General features: G+C 62.0%; 27 protein-coding genes and 1 tRNA gene. 18 read left to right on the top strand and 10 right to left on the bottom strand.

Translation table 11 applies throughout. The features are described from left to right. Nucleotides 1-47: 47 nt before the first annotated feature. The 8 genes from DK261_RS09350 to DK261_RS09315 all read left to right on the top strand — a co-directional run bounded on the left by DK261_RS09350 (nt 48) and on the right by DK261_RS09315 (nt 5236). On the top strand, nt 48-1619 hold the full coding sequence (locus DK261_RS09350; protein WP_101282814.1) for a murein L,D-transpeptidase: 1572 nt from the start codon (nt 48-50) through the stop codon (nt 1617-1619). 107 nt (nt 1620-1726) lie between these two features. Beyond that, on the top strand, nt 1727-1999 hold the full coding sequence (locus DK261_RS09345; RefSeq protein WP_009049744.1) for a hypothetical protein: 273 nt from the start codon (nt 1727-1729) through the stop codon (nt 1997-1999). A 171-nt stretch (nt 2000-2170) separates the two neighbouring features. Beyond that, entirely contained in the window at nt 2171-2494 is a 324-nt protein-coding gene (locus DK261_RS09340) for a hypothetical protein (protein ID WP_169751699.1), read from the top strand. A 153-nt stretch (nt 2495-2647) separates the two neighbouring features. Beyond that, nucleotides 2648-2884 carry a hypothetical protein gene (locus DK261_RS09335; RefSeq protein WP_028682827.1) on the top strand — a complete coding sequence of 79 codons (237 nt, stop codon included), beginning with the start codon at nt 2648-2650 and terminating at the stop codon, nt 2882-2884. An 83-nt stretch (nt 2885-2967) separates the two neighbouring features. Next, the gene (locus tag DK261_RS09330; protein ID WP_009049741.1) at nt 2968-3384 is read left to right on the top strand and encodes a VOC family protein; all 417 of its coding nucleotides are present in this window, start codon (nt 2968-2970) and stop codon (nt 3382-3384) included. Between the two features lie 130 nt (nt 3385-3514). Further along, entirely contained in the window at nt 3515-3706 is a 192-nt protein-coding gene (locus DK261_RS09325; protein WP_009049740.1) for a hypothetical protein, read from the top strand. 311 nt (nt 3707-4017) lie between these two features. Then, nucleotides 4018-4593, top strand: a complete 576-nt coding sequence (locus tag DK261_RS09320; protein ID WP_016701863.1) for a hypothetical protein — start codon at nt 4018-4020, stop codon at nt 4591-4593. Between the two features lie 208 nt (nt 4594-4801). Next, nucleotides 4802-5236, top strand: coding sequence for a GNAT family N-acetyltransferase (locus DK261_RS09315; protein ID WP_110175822.1), 435 nt, complete (start codon nt 4802-4804; stop codon nt 5234-5236). Between the two features lie 151 nt (nt 5237-5387). On the opposite strand, the gene DK261_RS09310 is transcribed toward DK261_RS09315, so the two are convergent. Beyond that, nucleotides 5388-5475, bottom strand: a tRNA-Ser gene (locus tag DK261_RS09310). 123 nt (nt 5476-5598) lie between these two features. Between DK261_RS09310 and DK261_RS09305 the strand changes: the two genes are divergently transcribed. Further along, a complete protein-coding gene (locus DK261_RS09305) occupies nt 5599-6270 on the top strand; it encodes a Bax inhibitor-1/YccA family protein (RefSeq protein WP_007929309.1) in 672 nt (223 codons plus the stop codon). 121 nt (nt 6271-6391) lie between these two features. Here DK261_RS09305 and DK261_RS09300 read toward each other — a convergent pair whose 3' ends face one another. Further along, complete coding sequence (locus tag DK261_RS09300; RefSeq protein WP_036985051.1) at nt 6392-6721, bottom strand: YceK/YidQ family lipoprotein; 330 nt, start codon at nt 6719-6721, stop codon at nt 6392-6394. Between the two features lie 83 nt (nt 6722-6804). Beyond that, nucleotides 6805-7242, bottom strand: coding sequence for an Lrp/AsnC family transcriptional regulator (locus DK261_RS09295; protein WP_009049736.1), 438 nt, complete (start codon nt 7240-7242; stop codon nt 6805-6807). Between the two features lie 132 nt (nt 7243-7374). On the opposite strand from DK261_RS09295, the gene DK261_RS09290 reads away from it, so the two are divergent. Continuing rightward, the gene (locus tag DK261_RS09290; RefSeq protein WP_009049735.1) at nt 7375-8271 is read left to right on the top strand and encodes a DMT family transporter; all 897 of its coding nucleotides are present in this window, start codon (nt 7375-7377) and stop codon (nt 8269-8271) included. An 84-nt stretch (nt 8272-8355) separates the two neighbouring features. Further along, nucleotides 8356-9309: a Dyp-type peroxidase gene (locus DK261_RS09285; protein ID WP_009049734.1), complete on the top strand. Its 954-nt coding sequence runs from the start codon at nt 8356-8358 to the stop codon at nt 9307-9309. 128 nt (nt 9310-9437) lie between these two features. Here DK261_RS09285 and DK261_RS09280 read toward each other — a convergent pair whose 3' ends face one another. From DK261_RS09280 to DK261_RS09265, 5 genes are all read right to left on the bottom strand, one after another. Further along, nucleotides 9438-9599, bottom strand: coding sequence for a DUF2474 domain-containing protein (locus tag DK261_RS09280; RefSeq protein ID WP_080684205.1), 162 nt, complete (start codon nt 9597-9599; stop codon nt 9438-9440). Then, nucleotides 9586-9741, bottom strand: a complete 156-nt coding sequence (locus DK261_RS33170) for a hypothetical protein (protein ID WP_173424515.1) — start codon at nt 9739-9741, stop codon at nt 9586-9588. Before DK261_RS33170 ends, DK261_RS09280 begins: the two co-directional genes overlap by 14 nt. Continuing rightward, nucleotides 9728-10744, bottom strand: a complete 1017-nt coding sequence (cydB, locus tag DK261_RS09275) for a cytochrome d ubiquinol oxidase subunit II (RefSeq protein WP_028682832.1) — start codon at nt 10742-10744, stop codon at nt 9728-9730. The genes DK261_RS33170 and cydB overlap by 14 nt, the downstream gene beginning before the upstream one ends. 15 nt (nt 10745-10759) lie before the next feature. After that, entirely contained in the window at nt 10760-12181 is a 1422-nt protein-coding gene (locus DK261_RS09270; RefSeq protein WP_110175631.1) for a cytochrome ubiquinol oxidase subunit I, read from the bottom strand. Nucleotides 12182-12309: 128 nt separating this feature from the next. Further along, nucleotides 12310-14634 carry an FdhF/YdeP family oxidoreductase gene (locus tag DK261_RS09265; protein WP_110175630.1) on the bottom strand — a complete coding sequence of 775 codons (2325 nt, stop codon included), beginning with the start codon at nt 14632-14634 and terminating at the stop codon, nt 12310-12312. Between the two features lie 444 nt (nt 14635-15078). Between DK261_RS09265 and moaA the strand changes: the two genes are divergently transcribed. From moaA to moaE, 5 genes are all read left to right on the top strand, one after another. Then, nucleotides 15079-16077 (top strand): GTP 3',8-cyclase MoaA, encoded by a 999-nt coding sequence (gene moaA / locus DK261_RS09260; RefSeq protein WP_110175629.1) that lies wholly within the window; start codon nt 15079-15081, stop codon nt 16075-16077. 38 nt (nt 16078-16115) lie between these two features. Next, nucleotides 16116-17015, top strand: coding sequence for a bestrophin family protein (locus DK261_RS09255; RefSeq protein WP_110175628.1), 900 nt, complete (start codon nt 16116-16118; stop codon nt 17013-17015). Between the two features lie 77 nt (nt 17016-17092). Further along, nucleotides 17093-17587: a cyclic pyranopterin monophosphate synthase MoaC gene (moaC, locus tag DK261_RS09250; RefSeq protein ID WP_110175627.1), complete on the top strand. Its 495-nt coding sequence runs from the start codon at nt 17093-17095 to the stop codon at nt 17585-17587. Beyond that, on the top strand, nt 17584-17835 hold the full coding sequence (locus DK261_RS09245) for a MoaD/ThiS family protein (RefSeq protein WP_110175626.1): 252 nt from the start codon (nt 17584-17586) through the stop codon (nt 17833-17835). Before moaC ends, DK261_RS09245 begins: the two co-directional genes overlap by 4 nt. A 3-nt stretch (nt 17836-17838) precedes the next feature. Continuing rightward, a complete protein-coding gene (gene moaE, locus DK261_RS09240; protein ID WP_110175625.1) occupies nt 17839-18285 on the top strand; it encodes a molybdopterin synthase catalytic subunit MoaE in 447 nt (148 codons plus the stop codon). A 30-nt stretch (nt 18286-18315) separates the two neighbouring features. On the opposite strand, the gene DK261_RS09235 is transcribed toward moaE, so the two are convergent. Together DK261_RS09235 and mobA are read right to left on the bottom strand one after the other, a co-directional pair. Further along, on the bottom strand, nt 18316-19218 hold the full coding sequence (locus DK261_RS09235; RefSeq protein WP_009049723.1) for a LysR family transcriptional regulator: 903 nt from the start codon (nt 19216-19218) through the stop codon (nt 18316-18318). A 159-nt stretch (nt 19219-19377) separates the two neighbouring features. Then, the gene (gene mobA, locus DK261_RS09230) at nt 19378-19968 is read right to left on the bottom strand and encodes a molybdenum cofactor guanylyltransferase MobA (protein WP_023964542.1); all 591 of its coding nucleotides are present in this window, start codon (nt 19966-19968) and stop codon (nt 19378-19380) included. Nucleotides 19969-20219: 251 nt separating this feature from the next. Here mobA and moaB point away from each other — a divergent pair, with 251 nt between their 5' ends. Then, on the top strand, nt 20220-20759 hold the full coding sequence (moaB, locus tag DK261_RS09225; protein ID WP_009049721.1) for a molybdenum cofactor biosynthesis protein B: 540 nt from the start codon (nt 20220-20222) through the stop codon (nt 20757-20759). Then, nucleotides 20756-21961 carry a gephyrin-like molybdotransferase Glp gene (gene glp / locus DK261_RS09220; RefSeq protein WP_110175624.1) on the top strand — a complete coding sequence of 402 codons (1206 nt, stop codon included), beginning with the start codon at nt 20756-20758 and terminating at the stop codon, nt 21959-21961. The genes moaB and glp overlap by 4 nt, the downstream gene beginning before the upstream one ends. Nucleotides 21962-21985: the final 24 nt, after the last annotated feature.

Raw genomic sequence — 21985 nt, 5'->3', positions numbered from 1 at the left:
TGCCGAGGTTGACCATCACCATGATGGCCATGATTGGAGTAAAGCAGTTGTTCAAAAAACACGCATGTTACTTGAGCCTTTTCCTGCTCGCTGCGCCGTTGGTCGCGACTGCTCAGGATGTACCGGTCAATCATGAGAACCCTGTGCAACTGGTATTCACTCGATTGTCCGCTGCCTGTCCGGGGTTGGCGGCGCACCTGGACATTCCCGCCCAGAGCCTGCTACAGGCCTTTTACCAACAGCAGGGTGACCAGCCGCTCTGGTCGTCCAGCGCACGTTTGGAGGCGTTGCAGGCACAGTTGCAGCAACTGGCCGACGATGGACTGGACCCGGCCGACTACCGGTCACCGGCCAGCGCGCTCGCGGGCGACGCGCTGTGCGCCGACCTGAGCTTCAGCCAGCATTACCTGCAAGCCCTGCATGACCTGCATTACGGCCGTCTGTCGCAAGCCCGTTTCGAGCCGATGTGGCACGCCCACCCTTTGCAGCTGGATCGCCAGGCGCAGGTGCTCGCCATTGCCGGGCCCGGCCTGCAAGACATCCCGGCGGCCTTCGCGCTGGCGCGGCCGAGCCTCGAGCAATATCAGAACCTGCGCCAGCTGTATGCCCAGCAGCGCCAACTGGAGTTGCCCCATTGGCAACCGCTGCCCAGCGGGCCGCTGCTGCGTCCGCAGATGCAGGACGCGCGGGTGCCGGAGTTGGCGCAACGGCTGTTCAAGGAGGGATACCTGAGCACCCTTGGCAACGGGGGCGATACCCTTTACAGCGGCGATCTGGTGAGCGCGGTGAAAAGCTTCCAGCTCAGCCATTCGCTGCAAGCCGACGGGGTGATCGGTGCGGGGACCTTGAATGAACTGAATATCAGCCCGCAGATGCGCCGCGAACAGCTGCGCATCAACCTCGAACGCTTTCGCTGGCTGGCGCAGGACATGGAACCCGACAGCCTGCTGGTCAACCTGGCCGCGGCGCAGTTGATCGTCTATCAGGACGGCGTACCGGTGTGGCAGACCCGGACCCAGGTGGGGCGTGCCGAGCGCCAGACGCCCTTGCTGAAATCCCAGGTCACACGCCTGACCCTGAACCCGACCTGGACGGTGCCGCCGACCATTTTCCGCGAAGACAAACTGCCGGAAATTCGCCGTGACCAGTCCTTCCTCAATCGGCAGAACCTGCAGGTGCTCGATAGCGAGGGGCATCCCCTGGCGGTGGAAGATATCGACTGGGACAACCCCGGCAATATCCTCCTGCGCCAGGAGGCCGGGCCGAGAAACCCGCTGGGGCAGATGGCGATCCGGTTCCCCAACCCATTCTCGGTGTACCTGCACGACACGCCCAGCCAGGCGTTGTTCAACAAGGGGCCGAGGGCCTTCAGTTCGGGCTGCGTACGGGTCGAGCATGCGTTGCAGCTGCGCGATCTGCTGGTGAGTCCGGCGGAGCGGGTGCGTACCGACGAGTTGCTGAGCACCGGGCTCACGCATGAGTTCAGGCTGTCGACGCCGGTACCGATCCTGCTCACGTACTGGACGGCGCAAGCCGACAGCCATGGCCAGCTGTCCTATGCCCCGGACATCTACGGACGGGACGCGGCCTTGCTGGTGGCGCTGAACAGCAAGCTTTGAGCGCCTGGCCATGGGCATGGGGCGCTGTGCCTTTGGTCAGGAACTGCTGAACATCCGCCGGCGCGCGACGATCTGAATAAATAAGAGGGCCATAAAGGAGAACCAAAATGGTTCAGCGTCGCCGCCACCACATCTCGCAGCTGTCCCTTCGTATCGAAGGGCTGCGGGCCAATGTCCTGCAATTCAAGCAGGATGAGTTCCAGATCCAGCAAGCCCTGTGCGGTGCTTCGGCGACAGCGAGGGTGCGCGATCTGGAGGATGCCTTCGATGAGATCCGGGAATCGATCAACCACACCGAGGCCTTGCTGGAAGCCCTGGTCCAGGTCGCAGGAGGCGTGGGGGAAGAGGGCGCAGGAGCCTGCCAGGCCGCTGGCCGATAAAGGGGCCCGGCACAGGACCGGATTCGCGGCTCCAGCTGCAGGCACCGCTACGCGATTGATGAAAACCCGGCCATTGCGCCGGGTTTTTTATGGCGACGCGAATGGCTATCATCGCTCGGTGATTTTTCAGCGTAGGTTGCCATGGCCTTTTTCGAGTTATTCGATCAATTCATGAGAAGCATGCTGGCGGCCTGGCTCTTTGTCGGTATCTGCCAGCTGGCCCGGTTCGTCTTCTCGCAGGCCCCGTCCAGGTTGTCCGGATGGATCACCCTCGCCGGGCTGGCCTTCTTGATGGTGTACCCCTGTGGGTGGGACTGGGCTTCCGGTTTCATGGAAAACGCCTGGGTGGCGATGTGCAGGGTCTACCAGCATTCGGCCTCTCAACTGGCGCTGTTTCTGGCCGATGCGGCGGGCGCGGCATTGGGCGGCCTGGTCGCCTACCTGATGTCCCGTTATGTCATGGCCGCCCCGGCGCCACTGAAACCTGCCGGCTGAAGTGCTGACAGATACAAAAACAGCCTCGCCACTTGTGCGGGGCTTTTTATTGCCTTCGGAAAATCTGTCTCTAACTCTTGATGGGGGCCTATCGACTGGCATGAATCAATGGGCTGTGCCTTACTCGAACTTCATTTACTGAGGGATGCGGCCATGACTGAGCGCCATTTGAACCACAGTGAAACCCTTTCCAATGGGTGCAAGATCAAGGTGCGATCAGAGATCCTCAGAGATGGCTCGCTCAAGATGTTCATCGGCATCTACAAGCCGGATGGCAGCGTTATTGTCGAGGATAATGACCTGGCCCCGGATGGCCTGGATATGGAGGATGCGTTTGAGTGGGGGATCGACAGGGCCAAGAAGATTGGCAGCGAGCAGAAGGTGCAATGACAGGTCATTCCGCGCGCTAAATAAGCCGGCATGCAGAGAACCAGGTAAATTGGCCGGCCAAGGAACTGAATGGATGCTAGAGCATGTTCAAGTTGAACGCCCTGGTGCCGGAACTGATCGTTTCGGACCTGCAGCAGAGTCTGTATTTCTACTGTGACGTGTTGGGTTTCAGGGTCGAGTACGACCGACCCGAAGACAAGTTTGCCTTTCTCTCCTTTGGCAACAGCCAGATCATGCTGGAGCAGGACTGGCATGACGATTCACCCTGGCGTGTGGGCCCCCTGGAGCCTCCCTACGGACGTGGCATGAACCTCTCCATCGAGTGTCCGGATGCCTTTGCCCTGGTTTGTGCACTGGAGAAGGCTGGTTGCGCGATCAGGAGATCCGTCGAAGAGCATTGGTACCGCAGCAATGACCGGCAATTCGGGCAGAGGAATTTCCTGGTCCTGGACCCTGACGGTTATCTGCTTCGTTTTGCAGAAGATATTGGCGTGAAATAACTGCCAAACAGCACCGGAAGCTCGAACGGTTCGACAGGTATCACGCCATTTGCCGGCTATCCGTTACGGCAGGGGTTGCCCGCGATTCAGGCGTAAAATGGCGGTGCTACCTCGTCAAAAGGAGTCCCATATGATCGCCGACCAAGTAAGCAAGCAGGCGTCGGAACAAAGAGTCTGGGATCAATACTTCTGCGCTGCGTTGATTGCCGAAAGCAACCTGACGGCACCGGTCGTAGGAGTGGCCACTCACGAAGACAGGCAGAACCTGTTGATCGAAAGAGCCAAGACGCTCGCCGACAAGATGATGGAATCCAGAAAATAACCAGAGCCCGGCCATAGTGCCGGGCTTTTTGCATCCATCTCCTTGCACATGACCAAGGTCTGCCGACCGTTATACCCATGATGACGGTGCTCTGTGGTATCGATTGAGCACTCGACCCTCAGACTTTCTCGAGGCAGGTACAAGCCGGTTTTCAAGGGCAAATGTATGCCGTAGGCGCCGGCCAGGCGACTCCAGATCCAGATGGACGGCTGGGCAGGTAACTTGTTGATACAAATATGAGTACGTATCATTTAGTTTCAAATCAAGGGTGCGAGGGAGTGCATTGCCCACATAAGAATAAGGTCAAGGTAATGCTCAAAATGCTACTCGTGTATGGTCATCTGATTGCCACCTGTATTGCTCTGGGGAGGGTGTTACAGGCTGATCAAAAGCTCTGGAGCTGGCGCAAGGATGTGCTGGGCCAGGTGCAGCGTGAGTACCTCGACGAGACTCAAAAGATCGTCATGCTCGCGCTATTGGCTCTTTGGGGAAGTGGCTTGTTGCTGGTGCTCCAAGGCTACCTCTATGAGGGCAGTGCGTATCTGCTCAATCAAAAACTCTGGGCCAAGGCCAGTGTCGTCGCGCTGCTTAGCCTCAACGGCGCTTTGTTGCATCGGATCGGTTTCCCGCTGCTGCAGAAGGCTCCTTTTGCCTCGTTACCCAACTCCGCCCGTACTCGCCTTGCTCTCTTGGGCGCGCTCTCCATGAGTGGCTGGTTATTTGCCGCCTTCCTGGGGGTGGCTCGAGCGTGGAATAACGCACTGCCTTACTTGCATGTGATGGGGGTCTTTGCCGTGTTCGCGTTGTTTGCCTGTGTCGTGGCGCTGATAGTCGCCAATACCGCGGGCGCTATGGATGATGAGTGGTCGCGCACTGGCAGCAAGTGAGGTTTGGATCTGTCATGCATTGTGCTGCGAGTGCCGTATAGCGTGCTGTAGAGGCACTGGACCTTCGGCGTACCCAGTGTAACCAGCGTCAATTAGCCCGTTCATGGTCGAATTTGCGCTTTGCATCAGAACTATCGCTGAGCGTAATAGCATCTGGGGCATCGGAGCTGAAGTAAACTCCGGCGAATTTGACCGAAGGGACGCGATCATGAATTGGCAAATCAGACAGGCCGTCTTGAGCGATATCGAATGGTTGGTGCGTGTGGATCCTATAGCGGCAAAAGACCACGGCCGTCGAGCACAAATAGAATGGGTAGTAGGCTCGGGCGAATGCTGGGTTGCTTGTGAGCCGAACGATCCCAGTGTCCCGATCGGTTACGGCTGCTTGGACAAAAGCTTTTTCGGGGAGTGGTTCATCCCGCTTGTAGTCGTTTCAAACGCTCATAGACGTTCTGGTGCAGGTAGGCAAATCATTGCTCACTTGGAGCATTGCTCCTCTGCCAGAAAGATCTTCACTTCGACCAACACGTCCAATACACCCATGCGGCAATTGTTGGTACAGAGTGGATATCAATACAGCGGGACTGTGGAGAATCTTGACCCTGGTGATCCAGAGCTGATTTTTGTGAAGTTTTTGAATTAACTCCGCACAACAACGGCGGCAAGGTCTTCACCATCCATGTTGCGCTGTCGACGCTGGTTACCTTTGCGGCGGGACTCCCAAAAGCAGCATCGATCCTCAAACCCCAGAAACGAAAAAGCCCCGAATAATCGGGGCTTTAGCGTGACGAATATGGCGGAGGCGATGGGATTCGAACTCATGGACCTGTTACAGTCGACGGTTTTCAAGACCGTTGCCTTAAACCACTCGGCCACACCTCCGTTTTTGTTGCGGGCGCCATAATACCTGAATGAAACACACTGTCAAACTCTGTGCATGGCTTGTTGCAGAGCGTCTGTTATGATCTTTGCCACTGAACGTTTCAAACCAACAGGAGTGTCGCCATGCGCGAACAGGATTACGCAGTTAATAACAGCGTGCAGGCCGAGCAGCTAGAAGTTAGCCGCGTCCTGCGCAACACCTACGGCCTACTCGCTCTCACTCTCGCCTTCAGTGGCGTGATGGCTTACGTGGCCCAGCAGATGCGGGTCGGTTATCCGAACATCTTCGTGGTGCTGATCGGTTTCTACGGTCTGTTCTTCCTCACCAACAAACTCCGTGATTCGGCCTGGGGCCTGGTGTCGGCGTTTGCCCTGACCGGTTTCATGGGCTTCCTGCTCGGCCCGATCCTCAACCGTTACCTGGGCATGCAGGGCGGCGCGGAAGTGGTCAGCTCGGCCTTTGCGATGACCGCGCTGGTGTTCGGTGGCCTGTCGGCCTACGTGCTGATCTCCCGCAAGGACATGAGCTTCCTCGGTGGTTTCATCACCGCCGGTTTCTTCGTCCTGCTGGGCGCGACGCTGGCCAGCCTGTTCTTCCAGATCAGCGGCCTGCAACTGGCGATCAGCGCGGGCTTCGTGCTGTTCTCCTCGGTGTGCATCCTGTACCAGACCAGCGCCATCATCCATGGCGGCGAGCGGAACTACATCATGGCGACCATCAGCCTGTATGTATCGATCTACAACCTGTTCGTCAGCCTGTTGCAGCTGTTCGGCATCATGGGCCGCGACGACTGATCGCCAGCCTTGAAAAAAAAGCCCGCTTCGGCGGGCTTTTTGTTGTCTGCGATCTGGTCGCCCGGCCAGGGTCAAGCCGGGTCGTGGCAGCACACGCAGAGTTTGTTGCCGTCCAGGAGCGCTACTCGGCAATGATCAGGCTGCCGTCGGTTTGTTGTTGATAGATGGTGTAGGGCAGCAGCAAGGTGTCGAGCACGCCTGAAACGGCCATGTCGAGCAGCATGCCTTGGGTCGAGGCAGGGCCGGTGGGAGTTCTTCCGTTTTCTGGCACAGGGGCGTGCATGCTGCAGAAGTCATAAGTCACGCCACTGTAGATGCGCGGGACTCCACCGCAGTACGATTTTCGCTCCTTGAGTTTCTGGCTGGCCACCGCATCCTCCCTGAAGACGGTATCGATGGTTCCACAGCCCGAGAGCATCAATGCCGCCAGCAACAGAAAACAGGTTTTCACGGTGCGAGTCCTTCGTCGATGAGGCCCTGAGTCTAGTCAGTTTTTAGGCGCCAGGGGACAAGCGCCGTGCGTGAGCTCATGCATTACGCCATCGGCGGCAATCGCCGTTTCACCGGGCTTTTCTTGACGATCGCGGTGTTGGTTTCCGCGCAGCTGTTGAGGTGGTCGAGCAGGTTGTCCAGTTGCTCCATGTCGCGCACATGCAGGCGGGCGATAAAGCAGTCTTCGCCCGTGACCTTGTCGCATTCGGTGAACTCGGGGATGGCCAGGATCTGCCGTTCGACTTCCTGGAGTTTCCCCGGCAGTGGCCGGATGCGCACGATGGCCTGCAACTGATAGCCGAAGAACCTGGGGTCGACTTCGACGGTATAGGCCTTGAGCACGCCGCGCTCTTCCAGGCGTCGCAGGCGTTCGGCGACGCTGGGCGAGGACAGCCCGCTGATCTGTGCCAGCGCCTTGAGCGAACGGCGTGAGTCTTCCATCAGGGCGCTGATCAGCGCCTGGTCAATCTCGTCGATCATGTCAGCCTCATTAGGTAAAACCTAAGAAATACCTTGATAAAAAAGGTGTAAGCCGAGTTTAGCCTGCCGTTGAGTCTTGAGCGGGGCAGGAGCCGATTGTCATACTTTTGGCTCTTGTTGAGGAGAGTGATCATGGACAAATTGTTACGCCGCGGCTCACTGGAAATGACCGCTGCCATGTTGATTTCCGGGACCATCGGCTGGTTCGTGCTGGTGTCCGGGCAGCCGGTGCTGGACGTGGTGTTCTGGCGCTGCGTGTTCGGCGCCGCGACCCTGCTGCTGATCTGCGCCGGCTTCGGTTTTCTGCGCCCCGGCATCCTGACGCGCACCACCTTTCTCCTCGCCGTGCTCAGTGGTGTCGCCATCGTCGGCAACTGGGTGCTGCTGTTCGCCTCCTATTCCCGGGCCTCGATCGCCATCGGCACCGCGGTCTACAACGTCCAGCCGTTCATGCTGGTGGGGCTGGCGGCATTGTTTCTCGGCGAGAAAATCACCGCGCAGAAACTGTTCTGGCTGAGCATTTCCTTTGCCGGGATGCTGGCGATCGTCAGTGCCCATGGCGAGCAGGGCGCGGGGGGCAATGATTATCTGCTGGGGATCGCCCTGGCGCTGGGGGCGGCCCTGCTGTACGCCTTCGCCGCGTTGCTGATCAAGCGCCTGACCGGCACGCCGCCGCACCTGATCGCGCTGATCCAGGTCTGCACCGGGGTGTTGCTGCTGGCGCCCTGGGCCAATCTTTCCGCGCTGCCCACGGCGCCGGGTGCCTGGGCCAGCCTGCTGACCCTGGGCATCGTGCACACCGGGGTGATGTACGTGCTGTTGTACGGCGCGATCCAGAAACTGCCGACCGCACTGACCGGCGCGCTGTCGTTCATCTACCCGATTGCGGCGATCTTCGTCGACTGGTTTGCCTTCGGCCATCGCCTGGAGCTGCTGCAATGGATCGGCGTGATCGCCATCCTGCTGGCGGCGGCCGGCATGCAGCAGGGCTGGAGCCTGGGCTTGCGTCGTCGGGTGGCGGCGCAGTAAGCGCCGCGGTCCACTCAGGCACTGTGACTGGGCGATTGTTTGCTACTCTGCGGTCCTTCTATCCCGTTCCGCCGAGTACAGAACATGCCTATATCCGACGCCAGTCCTGAACCGCAATCTGTCTGCAACCCGATTACCAGCAGCGCGATCTTTATCGTCGCCACCCTGGCCCCTGGCAGTGACGCCGCCGCCAAGGTACGGGGCTGGTGCGAGGATGTGGCGGGCCTCACCCGTTCGGTTGGCAAGCGGGTGCCCGCGGGTAACCTGTCGTGTGTCTGCGGTTTTGCTTCGGCGGCTTGGGACCGGCTGTTTGGCGGCCCGCGCCCGGCGTCCCTGCACGCCTTTCGCGAGTTCGGCCCGCAAGAGCGCCGGGCCGTGGCGACCCCGGGCGACATCCTGCTGCACATTCGCGCGGACCAGATGGACCTGTGTTTCGAGCTGGCGACGCAACTGATCGCGGCGCTGGGCGATGCGATCACGGTGGTCGACGAGGTGCAGGGTTTCCGCTATTTCGACATGCGCAGCATCATCGGCTTTGTCGATGGCACGGAAAACCCGGTCGGGCGCAAGGCCATCGAGTTCACCCTGGTCGGCGATGAAGATCCGGCGTTCAGCGGCGGCAGTTATGTGCTGGTGCAGAAGTACCTGCATAACATGAACGCCTGGAACGAGCTGTCGGTCGAGGAACAGGAACGGGTGATCGGGCGCAAGAAGCTGTCCGACATCGAACTCGACGATGCCGTCAAGCCGAGCTCTTCCCACAGTGCCTTGACCACCATCACCAAGGACGGCGAAGAGGTGAAGATCCTGCGCGACAACATGCCGTTCGGCCGGCCCGGGGCGGGGGAGTTCGGCACCTATTTCATTGGCTACGCGCGTTCGCCGGAGCCCATCGAGCAAATGCTGGAAAACATGTTTGTCGGACGGCCGGCGGGCAACTATGACCGTCTGCTGGATTTCAGCACGGCGGTGACCGGCGGCCTGTTCTTCGTGCCTTCGGCCGATCTGCTGGAAGCGTTGGCCGAACGCCAGCCCTGATCCGGATACAACGAGCCCGCGAGGTGAGGGCCTCGCGGGCTCGTTGCATCTGGCTGATTGGAACCACAAACCGGCAAAGGCGCCGGCGCCCCCAAAAAAGCGCCGGGCCTTACCGGTGCAGCCAGCAATCAGTGACTGCTCATCCCGGCCAGCTGCATCATCAGCCGCAGCAGCCCGGCCACCGCACCCAGGGCCAGCACACTGCCAAACCAGATGCCCACCAGCCACGCCAGCCGCCGATACCAGGGGGCAGCCTGACCTTCAGTGCTCGATACCTCAGAGCCTTCCATAAGCCAACTCCATCATCAGTGCGGTGGCAGCGGCCAGCATCAGCAGCCCACCGAGGAACAGCAGGCTCAGCTGCGCCACCTGCTGGTAGAAAGGCCGCAGCCTGGCAGGGGGGCGAAGGGTTTTGCTGTCAATGGTAACCATCGCCGATCCTCACTTTGCCGCGGAACACGTAGTAGCTCCAGCAGGTGTACATCAGGATGATCGGCAGGATGAACAGGGTGCCGATCAGGATGAACAGCTGGCTGGACGGGGGCGATGCCGCCTGCCACAGGCTGATGGAAGGCGGCACGATATTCGGCCAGATGCTGAAGGCCAGGCCGATGTAGCCGAGGAACACCAGCGCCAGGGTGAACACGAACGGCCAGTGCGAGTGATGCTGGCGCAAGGTGCGCAGCAGCCCGAACAGCGCCAGCAACCCGAGGACCACCAGGGCGCCGAAGACCACGATATGCGCGTGGGTGAACCAGCGGCTGGCGATTTCCGGATGCAGCAAGGGCGTCCACACGCAGAGCACCGCGACCACCGCCATCAGCACGAATGCCAGCGGCCGGCTGTAATGGCGCATCCGCGATTCCAGCATGCCTTCGGTCTTGACCAGCAGCCAGGTGCTGCCCAGCAGCGCGTAGGCGACGATCAGGCCCAGGCCGCAGAACAGCGGGAACGGCGCCAGCCAGTCGAGGTTGCCACCGGCGAACTGGCGATTGACCACCGGGATCCCGGCGATGTAACTGCCAATCACGATGCCCTGGCAGAAGGTCGCCAGCAGCGAGCCGCCAATGAACGCCATGTCCCAGATATGGCGTTTTTCCGGGCTGGCCTTGAAGCGGAACTCAAAGGCTACGCCGCGGAAGATCAAGCCGGCCAGCATGAAAATCAGCGGCAGGTACAAGGCCTCCAGAATCACCGAATAGGCCAGCGGGAAGGCCCCGTACAGCGCCGCGCCACCGAGGATCAGCCAGGTCTCGTTACCGTCCCAGACCGGCGCCACGGTGTTCATCATCACGTCGCGCTCCTGCGCGTCCGGGATCAGCGGGAAGAGGATCCCCAGTCCCAGGTCGAAGCCATCCATGATGACGTACATCATCACCCCGAAGGCGATGATCACGCCCCAGATCAACGACAGATCTATACCTTGAATGCCCATGGGCAAGCTCCTTGTTCAGTTGGCAGGGTTGCCGGACGCGAAGGTCTCGGGGACTGCGGACAGCGGCCGGCGCGGCGTGCGGTCCTGGCCGGGGCCGCCGTGTGGCGGATGATCGTGATGGGGCTGCGGGCCCTTGCGGACCAGCTTCATCATGTAGGCGATGCCCACGGTGAACACCGAGAAGTAGATCAACACGAACAGCGCCAGCGAGATGCTCAGTTGGCTGACCGAGTGGTTCGACGCCGCGTCGGCGGTGCGCTGCAAGCCGTACACCACCCACGGCTGGCGGCCGACCTCGGTGGTGATCCAGCCGGCGAGCATGGCGATCAGCCCGGTCGGGCCCATGAACAGCACCAGGCGCAGGAACAGCCGGTTGCGGTACAGCGCACCGTTGCGGCGCAGGGCCAGGCCGAGCAGGCCGGTGAGGATCATCAACATGCCCAGCCCGGCCATGATCCGGAAGCTGAAGAAGATGATGGTCGCGTTCGGCCGGTCCTCTTTCGGGAAGCTCTTGAGCGCCGGGATCTGCTTGTCCAGGCTGTGGGTCAGGATCAGGCTGCCCAGGTAAGGCACTTCGATCGCATAACCGGTCTTCTCGGCGTCCATGTCGGGGATGCCGAACAGCACCAGCGGCGTCGGTTGGTTGCCGATGTTTTCCCAGTGGCCTTCGATGGCGGCGATTTTCGCCGGCTGATGTTCCAGGGTGTTCAGGCCGTGGGCATCCCCGACCACCGCCTGGATCGGCGCGACGATCAAGGCCATCCACATTGCCATCGACAGCATCTTGCGCACCTGCGGCGTGTCGTTCTTGCGCAGCAGGTGCCAGGCCGCGGACGAGCCGACAAAAAACGCCGTGGCGACGAACGCGGCGATCGCCATGTGCGCCAGGCGGAACGGGAACGAAGGGTTGAACACGATGGCCAGCCAGTCCATCGGCACGATCCGCCCATCGACGATGGAGAAGCCTTGTGGCGTCTGCATCCAGCTGTTGGAGGCGAGGATCCAGAAGGTCGAGATCAGCGTGCCGATGGCCACCATGACCGTGGAGAAGAAGTGCAGCCCACGGCCGACCCGGTTCCAGCCGAACAGCATCACCCCGAGGAAACCGGCCTCGAGGAAAAACGCGGTCAGCACTTCATAGGTCAGCAGGGGCCCGGTAATGCTCCCGGCGAAGTCCGAGAAACGGCTCCAGTTGGTGCCGAACTCGTAGGCCATGACCAGCCCGGAGACCACCCCCATGCCGAAGTTGACGGCAAAGATTTTCGACCAGAAGTGGTACAGGTCCTTGTAGACCGGATTATTGCTTTTCAGCCACAGGCCTTCGAGCACGGCCAGGAAGCTGGCCAGCCCGATGGTGATGGCGGGAAAGATGATGTGGAACGAGACCGTGAACGCGAATTGAATTCGCGCCAGGTCGAGCGCTTCCAGGTTTGGCATGACGATACCCTCAGAGTGGCTCGAGACCTGTGCACGGCACGGCCGACCGCGGTGCGCCTTGCGGCTCGCGGTCGACGGCAATGCAGGTTTCGAAAGGGCCGGGGCGACGCGCGCCGCCCCGGGCAGGTTCAATCGACGGAGGACTGGATCAGGTTGCTGGCCGGCGCCGGTTCAAGGCGGATCGCGATGAACTTCGAGGTCGGGGTGAAGGTGCGGTCGCCGTAGCTTTCCAGTGGTACCAAAGGGTTGGTTTCCGGGTAGTAGGCCGCGGCCTGGCCGGCGGGAATGTCGTAGGCGATCAGGGTGAAGCCGCTCACCCGGCGCTCGCGACCGTCGCCCCACAGCGAGATCATGTCGACCTTCTGCCCAGGCTCGTAGCCCAGCTGGCGAATGTCCTGCTCGTTGACGAACACCACGTCGCGCATGCCGTAGACCCCGCGATAACGATCGTCCAGGCCATACAGGGTGGTGTTGTACTGATCGTGGGAGCGCATGGTCTGCAGGATCAGCTCCGGCTTCACTCCCAGGTCGCGCACGCCCTTGCTCACCAGGTGTTCCGGCAGCACGCCGGGGGTGAACTGGGCCTTGCCGGTGGCGGTTTTCCAGATGCGCTGGGCGGCGTCGTTGCCCAGGTGGAAGCCACCGGGGTGCAGCAGCTTCTTGTTGAAATCCTTGAAGCCGGGAATGGTGTCGGCGATCAGGTTGCGGATCCGGCTGTAATCCTCGATCACCCACAGCCAGTCGATGGGGTGGCTGCCGAGGGTGGCGTTGGCGATCCCGGCGATGATCGCCGGTTCCGAACGCATCAGCGGCGACTTGGGTTTCAGCTGGCCGTGGGAGATGTGCACCATGCTGAAGGTGTCTTCCACGGTGACGCCTTGCGGGCCCTGGGCTTGCAGGTCGATATCGGTGCGCCCCAGGCACGGCAGAATCAGCGCCTCGCGGCCGGTGACCAGGTGGCTGCGATTGAGTTTGGTGGCGATGTGCACGGTCAGCTCGCAGTTGCGCAGGGCTGCATGGGTGCGCGGGCTGTCGGGGGTGGCCTGGGCGAAGTTGCCGCCCAGGCCGATGAACACCTTGGCGCGACCTTCTTCCATGGCGGCGATCGCCATCACCGTGTTGTGCCCGTGCTTGCGCGGCGCCTTGAAGGCAAAACGCGCCTCCAGGGCATCGAGCAATTCGGTAGGGGCCAGTTCATTGATGCCCATGGTGCGGTCGCCCTGCACGTTACTGTGGCCGCGCACCGGCGACAGCCCGGCGCCCGGACGGCCGATGTTGCCGCGCAGCAACTGCACGTTGACCACTTCCTGCACGGTCAGCACCGAGTGGGTGTGCTGGGTCACGCCCATGGCCCAGCACATGATCACCCGCTTGGCCTTGCGGTACATGCGCGCGGCCAGCTCGATGTCCTCCAGGGACAGCCCGGACTGTTCGAGGATGTGCTCCCAGCTGGTGGCGTCGACCTCGGCCAGGTAGGCGTCCAGGCCCGAGGTGTGCTCGGCGATGAAGGCGCGGTCGAACACCGCCTCGCCGTTGTTCGCCAGGGCTTCGCGTTCCCACTGCCAGAGGAACTTGGCGATGCCGCGCATGGCCGCCATGTCGCCGCCCAGGGCCGGGCGGAAGTAGGCGGAGGAGGTGGGCTCCGAGCCGTTGGTGAGCATCTCCAGCGGATGCTGCGGGTGCTGGAAGCGTTCCAGGCCACGCTCTTTCAGCGGGTTGAAACAGATCACCTGGGCGCCACGCTTCACTGCCTCACGCAGCGGTTCGAGCATCCGCGGGTGGTTGGTGCCAGGGTTCTGGCCGATGACGAAAATGGCGTCGGCTTCCTCCAGGTCATCGAAGGTCACCGTGCCTTTGCCCACGCCAACGCTGTCGTCCATACCCAGGCCGCTGGCCTCGTGGCACATGTTCGAGCAGTCGGGGAAGTTGTTGGTGCCATAGGCACGTACGAACAGCTGGTAGAGGTAGGCGGCCTCGTTGCTGGCCCGGCCCGAGGTGTAGAACTCGGCCTGGTCGGGCGACTCCAGAGCGTTCAGGTGCTTGGCGATCAGGGCGAAGGCATCGTCCCAGCTGGTTTCGACGTAGCGGTCAGTGCTGGCGTCGTAACGCATGGGGTGGGTCAGGCGGCCCTGGTATTCGAGCCAGTAGTCGCTTTGCGCCGCCAGCGCCGACACCGTGTATTTATTGAAGAAAGCCGGGTTGACCAGGCGCCCGGTGGCTTCCCAGTTGACCGCCTTGGCGCCGTTCTCGCAGAACTTGACCATGCCGTTTTCCGGCGATTCGCCCCAGGCGCAACCCGGGCAGTCGAAACCGCCGTTCTGGTTGGTCTTGAGCATGGTGCGAATATTCTTGAAAGCGTTTTCGCTGCCCAACCAGTTTTTGGTCACGGCAATCAGCGCGCCCCAACCGGCGGCTGCTCCCTTGTAGGGTTTGTAGCGTTCAACTTCGCTCATGGTTCTTCTCCAGGACATCGCACGTAGGCTGTGCCTAATGCCAAGTCATTGTTCATGACTGTTTTGTTGTGCGGTTAAATGCGCTTTTATTTGCAGCCAGCTACAAGGCATGCGCATTTATTCACTTCACGGGTGCCGCTCAAGTACTACGGGAACAAGCCTATGTTGGTCGTGAAGTGCCTGTCTAATCGCTATTAATGACCAGTTGATCGAGATCCTCTATCAAGTAAAAAACCAAAATAAATCAATGGATTATTTGTTTAAGGTGGCGTGATTTCAGACGCTTTTTTGCTTGATAGATCCTATTGATCAACCGGTCATTAATAGCGATTAGACGGCGCTTTTAATTGAACTTAGTCTTGCCGCAACAAGGCCCCTCTATAACGGCGGCCTTCCAATAACAGCCTTCTGGTCAATGCGCCTGAAGTGTTGATGGAGGCGGTAATGTCAGATCGAATCCTGCGGGATGGTTTTTCCAGGCGAGTCGACTATCTGCGGATGTCGGTGACCGATCGCTGCGACTTTCGCTGTGTGTATTGCATGGCCGAAGACATGCAGTTCCTGCCACGGCAACGCATCCTGACCCTGGAGGAGCTCTATCAGCTGGCGCACAGCTTCGTCGCCCTGGGCACCCGGAAAATCCGCCTGACCGGGGGCGAACCCCTGATCCGCCAGGGCGTCGTCGAGCTGTGCCGGCGCATCGCCGCGCTGCCGGGGCTGCGCGAGCTGTGCATGACCACCAATGGCTCGCAGCTGGGCAAACTGGCGGCACCCCTGTTCGATGCCGGGCTCAAGCGTCTGAACATCAGCATCGACAGCCTCGATGCCAGGCGCTTTCGCGAGCTGACCCGTACCGGCGACCTGGCCCAGGTCATCGCCGGCATCGATGCGGCGAGCGCCGCCGGTTTCCAGCACACCAAACTCAACTGCGTGGTGATGAAAGGGCGCAACGATCACGAGATCAACGACCTGGTGGGGTTTGCCATCGACCGTGGGCTGGACATCTCCTTTATCGAAGAGATGCCCCTGGGGGTGATCAGCGAACACAGCCGCGCCGATGCGTTCTTTTCCAGCGCCCAGGTGCGCGAGCGCATCGCCGAGCGCTACACCCTGATCGACTCCACCGAATCGACCCAGGGGCCGTCGCGTTACTGGCGCCTGGCCGAGGCGCCGGAGATTCGCCTGGGGTTCATCTCGCCCCACAGCCACAACTTCTGCGCCACCTGCAACCGGGTGCGGCTGACCGTCGAGGGCCGGCTCCTGCTGTGCCTGGGCAACGAGCATTCGGTCGACCTGAAGCAGGTGCTGCGCAGCCATCCGGGCGAGCCGGAGCGCCTGGAGCGGGCGATCGTCGAGGCGATGAAAATCAAGCCGTACCGCCACAACTTCGAACTCAATGACGAGGTGCAAGTGGTGCGGTTCATGAACATGACCGGCGGCTAGCCCGCGCGGTTTTCCCTCTGCAAAAAGGCTGTCTTGCGATGATCGTCAGATCCAAACCCAACCTGATCAATGTGCTGATCTCCCTCAAGGGCTCGATCGCCAAGCGCATCGCCCTGCGCAGCCTGCTGGTGACCCTGCTGGCCTCGGCCATCGTGTTTATCGAGACCCTGTACCCGGCCTATTTCTCCAGGGTCAACGCCACGCCGTTCACCCTGTTGGGCCTGTCGCTGTCGATCTTCATGAGCTTTCGCAACAACGCCTGCTACGACCGCTGGTATGAAGCGCGCAAGGCCCTGGGCACGCTGGTGACGGAGGTGCGTTCGATGATCCGCGAAACCCAGGCGATCAAGGATTCGCGACAACGCGGCAAGATCCTGCGCGACCTCTGCGGCTTCGCCCATGCCCTCAACGCCAGGCTGCGCCAGGAAGACGAGTCGAGCGCGGCGGGCACCTGGCTGAGCCGGTTGCCGCCGGCCCAGGCGCCCAACGTGCCGGACAGCATCCTGCGCCATGTCGGCCAACAGTGCTCGGTGCTGGCCGAGTCGGGGGCGATCAGTGAGTGGCGCTACACGCTGCTGGCCAATCACCTGAGCAGCCTGACCAACGCCCAGACCATCTGCGAGCGGATCAAGGGCACGCCATTGCCCTTTCCCTACACGCTGTTGCTGCACCGCACCAGCTACATCTTCTGCATCCTGCTGCCCTTTGCCATGGCCGAGCCCCTGGGCTGGTTGACGCCGATCTTCACGGCCATCGTCAGTTATACGTTCTTCGGCCTGGATGCCATTGGCGACGAGCTGGAAGACCCCTTCGGCCGAGACGAGAACGACCTGCCGACCAACGCCCTGGTACGCACCATCGAGCGTGAGGTGCTGGATGCCCTGGGGGCGACCCAGCTGCCGCCGGTGCTGCAGCCGGTGGACTTCGTGCTGAGCTGATCGGCGCCCATGTGTTCGCCTGGCTTCCCCGGGCGACATCAAGTACTCAACCCAGCCAGCCGGCTGCGAGGATAACCATGAATCACGATTCCACCACCCTGACTCACCTGGATGCCGAAGGCCGCGCCAACATGGTCGATGTCAGCGACAAGCAGCCCACCGACCGCGAAGCCCAGGCCCAGGCCTGGGTGCGCATGCGGCCCGCCACCTTGCAGATGATCCAGCAGAACGGCCACCCCAAGGGCGACGTGTTCGCGGTCGCGCGCATCGCGGGCATCATGGCGGCGAAGAAAACCCATGAACTCATCCCGCTCTGCCACCCGCTGATGCTCAGCTCGATTCACCTCGAACTGAAGGCCGTCGAGCCCGACAGCGTCAGGATCGTCGCCAGCTGCCGGCTGAACGGCCGCACCGGGGTCGAGCTGGAAGCCCTCACCGCGGCCAGCGTGGCCGCGCTGACTATCTACGACATGTGCAAGGCGGTCGACCGCGGCATGGTCATCGACAGCATCCAGCTGCTGAAGAAACAGGGCGGACGATCAGGCGCCTTTGACGCGGGAGTCACCGCATGATTCTGATCAACTACTTTGCCCGTTATCGCGAGCAGCTCGGTATCGGCGGCGAGAAGATCGCGCTGGACGATTCGTTGTGCAGCGTCGGCGACGTGAGGACATTGCTGATGGCCAGGGGCGAGACCTGGCAGGCGGTGCTCGGCGAAAACAGCCTGATGTGCGCGCTGAACCAGGACCTGTGCAACCTCGACGCACCCATCGAGGACTTCGACGAGATCGCGTTTTTCCCACAAGTCACCGGGGGCTGAACCATGACCGTGCATGTCCAGGCCGAGGCCCTCGACCTCGATCGACTGCACCGTGAGGTGCACGGCGGGGACCCGAGCGTTGGCGCGGTGGTGACCTTCGTCGGCTATGTGCGCGACCTGAACCTGGGAGAACAGGTCGGCAGCCTGTTCCTCGAATATTACCCGGGCATGACCGAGCGCGCGTTGCAGCGCATCGTCGATGAGGCCAATCAGCGCTGGCCGCTGCAACGGGTCAGGGTCGTGCATCGGGTGGGACTGTTGGAGGTGGCTGAGCCGATCGTGTTTGTCGGCGTCGCCAGCGCCCATCGGCAGGCGGCCTTCGCGGCCTGCGCCTTCCTGATGGACTATCTGAAAACCCGCGCGCCGTTCTGGAAGCGCGAACAGACTTTGTCCGGCGAACGTTGGGTGGAGGGCAGGGAGAGCGACCAACTGGCCGCCAGTCGCTGGTAGGGCAGGGATACGCCCTGCGGCGCAGCAGCTTTAGTCGGCCGTTGGCTCTGGTGCGGCAAACAGTTTCCTGGCTTCGGCAAAGCACTTTTCGGCGATGGCCGAGCGCGGTTCGGTCTTGCGCATCACCAGGCCCAGGGGCGCCAGCACGCTGGCATCCGGCAGGTTGATGAACGCCAGGTTCTCGATCGGATTTTCCAGGCCGCTGGACAGCGGCATGATCGAGCAACAGAAGCCTTCGTGAATCGCCTGGAACAGCTGATAGGTGGAGTCGCTTTCGAGGATCGGCTGCGGGTCGAGGCCACGGCTGCGGAAACTCAGGTCGATGGATTTGCGGTAGTGCATGCCATTGCTGATCATCCCCAGGGGCAGCTCGGCGGCTTCTTCCCAGCTCATTTCGCTGCCTTCGAAATGGAAGTGGCGGGTGTCGTACAGCAGGCCAACGCGGGTTTCGCCGATCTCGAAAAACTCGAAATAGTTCGGGTTCACGTGGTCCAGATAACACACCCCCAGGTCCAGCTGGTTGTTGCCCAGACCCTCGATGATCTGGTCCGAACTCATGGACGACAGGGCGAACTTGAGTTCCGGGAAACTCTTGGAAAGCCCCTGGACGTAGCCGATCGGGTTGAAGCTGCTCAACGGCACCAGGCCCAGGCGCAGGCTGCCGACCAGTTGGCCACGGCACGCGGCGGCCTCGGCGAATAGCCCGTCATGGGCGGCGAGCAGGGTCCGCGCCCAGGCCAGCACCCGTTCGCCGGCCTCGGTGAAACCTTCGAAACGCTGGCCGCGCTTGACCAGCACCAGGTCCAGCTCGTCCTCCAGATTGCGCAAGCGCATGGACAGGGTCGGCTGGGTAATGTGGCAGCGCGCCGCGGCCTGGCCGAAGTGTCGGGTCTGGTCCAGGGCGATAAGGAACTTGAGTTGTTTGATGTCCACGGTGGCACCTGCTGAGAAAGGGATTTGATGTCAGGGGTAAGGTTGCTGTCCAGGATGCACGAAGTGTCCGGACATCCCGATCCGACCTTTGGAGGAAAAGACTGTGCACCCGTTCGGTGGCACGCGGAGCTGTTAAAAAAGCGCTGTTAAAAACCGCCGTTAAAAAAGTAGCTCAGGGGTATTGAAGTTGCTCAGGCGCGGGTCGTCCTCGGCGCAGACCAAGGCTTGCGGCCGGTGCTTCGACAAGGCGCGTTGCAGGCTGCGCTCGCCGGCGTCCCAGTCTTGTTGCAGGCTCGCCAGCAAGGTCTTGGGGATCAGGCTGAACATGGGTTGCCAGTGGCCGGCCTGCTGCACCATCAGCACCGAGTCCGCGGCGGGGCGCGCCGCCAGCATGGCGCTGATCAGCGCGGCGTCGATTTTCGGCGCGTCGCAGGCGAACACCAGCAGCCACGGATGACGCGCCACCGCCAGGCCGGCGAGCACACCCGCCAGCGGGCCCGGGAAATCCTTCTGCGAATCCTCCACCAGTTGGTCGGCATAGGCCCGGTACTGCTCGGCGTTGCGGTTGCAGGAGATGATCAGGTCGTCGCTGAAGGGCCGGACCGCCGCCTGTACATGGGCGATCAGCGGCTTGCCCTGCCAGGGCAGCAAACCCTTGTCCCGTCCGCCCATGCGTGCGCCACGGCCGCCGGCCAGCAGCAGTACCGAGCAGGGGATGGACAAAGGGGAAGCGGGACAGGTCGGGGTCATGGTTCAAGGCACGCTGGTTGGGTATCGGGACGATCTCATTGTCGCCGCCGCGAGTCCAATCGGAAGTATCGAATGTCCGATCAAAAGGCTCTATCGACCGCGGATTTCACCCGCGCCGAACCGCGTTTTCCAGGGAAAAAAGCCTTGATAGATGGGCTCGATAAAGTGGTCGGCCAGAGTGATTAGACACTGACGGTTTCAGCGCTTTAGCCTCTGGCAATGGTTTTTATGACTGCCTGCCGGAGAAAGACATGAGCGTGAAATCGGATGCATTGTTTGTCCCCCTGAATATTGCCGTGCTGACCGTCAGCGACACCCGCGAATACGCCACCGATACCTCCGGGCAATTGCTCGTCAGCCGCCTGCTGGAAGCTGGCCATACCCTGAGCGAGCGCAACCTGCTCAAGGACGACCTGTACAAGATCCGCGCCCAGGTCGCGCTGTGGATCGCCGATGAGAATATCCAGGTGGTGCTGATTACCGGCGGCACCGGCTTCACCGGACGCGACAGCACGCCCGAGGCGGTGGGCTGCCTGCTGGACAAGCGGATCGACGGTTTCGGTGAACTGTTCCGGGCGATCTCCATCCTCGATATCGGCACCTCCACCGTGCAGAGCCGGGCCCTGGCCGGGCTGTCCAACGGCACCCTGGTGTGCTGCCTGCCGGGCTCCACGGGTGCCTGCCGGACTGCCTGGGAAGGCATCCTTGCCGAGCAGCTGGACGCCCGCCATCGGCCGTGCAATTTCGTGCCACACCTCAAGCAGGTGCAAGCCTGCGGGACTCGCGGATGAGCCCGTCACCGCTGATGCCAGTGGAGGAGGCCATCGCCCGCTTGCTGGCCATGGCCGAGGCGCAGCGCGTGCAGGACAGCGAGCCGGTGGCGCTGGGCGAGGCGCGGCAACGGGTGCTGGCCAGCGACCTGGTGGCGACCCTGGACCTGCCGCCCTGGCCGAACAGCGCCATGGACGGTTATGCCTTGAACCTCGAGGGCTGGGACGGGCAGCCGCTGGCGGTGTCGCAACGCATCTTTGCCGGCCAGCCCCCCGAGCCGTTGCTGCCGGGCACCTGCGCGCGAATCTTCACCGGCGCGCCGCTGCCCGAGGGCGCCAACAGCATCGAGATGCAGGAGAACGTCGAGCAGCTCGACGACGGTCGCATCCGCTTCAAGCAGCCGCTGAAGGCCGGCCAGAATATCCGCGCCCAAGGCCAGGAGAATCGCGCCGGGCAAGTGCTGCTGCGTGCCGGCAAACGCCTGGGGCCTTTCGAACTGGCCATCGCCGCGGCCCAGGGCTGTACCCATCTGCCGCTGGTGCGGCGGCCACGGGTGGCGTTGCTGTCCACCGGCGACGAACTGGCCGAGCCGGGTACGCCCTTGCGCCCCGGCTGCATCTACAACAGCAATCGCACCCTGCTCAGCCACTGGTTGAGTGCCCTGGGCTGCGAGGTGATCGATGCCGGGATTCTCCCCGACCAGCCACAGCAGACCCGGCTGCGCCTGGAGCAGCTGCAGTGCGCGGCGGACCTGATCCTGACCACCGGCGGCGTGTCCGCCGGCGACGCCGATTGCCTCGGCCAGGTGCTGCGCGAGTGCGCCACCCCGGTGTTCTGGAAACTCGCGATAAAACCCGGCAAGCCGCTGACCGTCGGACGCTTCGGCAGGGTGCCGGTGATCGGCCTGCCCGGCAACCCGACCTCGGCCCTGGTGACCTTTGGCCTGCTGGCCCGGCCTTACCTGTTGCGCATCCAGGGTGTCGAGGAGGTGATGCCATTGAGCTTCCCGGTCAGCGTCGGTTTCGACTGGCCGAAAGCGGGCAGCCGCCGCGAGTACCTGCGGGCCAGGCTGGAGGAGGGGCGCGCCGTGCTTTATCCAAACCAGAGTTCCGGCGTGTTGCTGGGTGCTTCCTGGGCCGATGGGCTGGTGGAGATTCTCGAGGGCAGCACCTTGCGGGTCGGTGAGCCGGCGCGGTTCATTCCGTTCAGCGAATTGTTCTAGCGGCGCTACTTGGGCGGCAGGCGC

It is taken from the genome of Pseudomonas sp. RW409 (assembly GCF_003184125.1).
In the GTDB taxonomy this organism is placed as follows: domain Bacteria; phylum Pseudomonadota; class Gammaproteobacteria; order Pseudomonadales; family Pseudomonadaceae; genus Aquipseudomonas; species Aquipseudomonas chlororaphis_I.
This window is presented reverse-complemented; position numbering and strand designations above follow the sequence as displayed.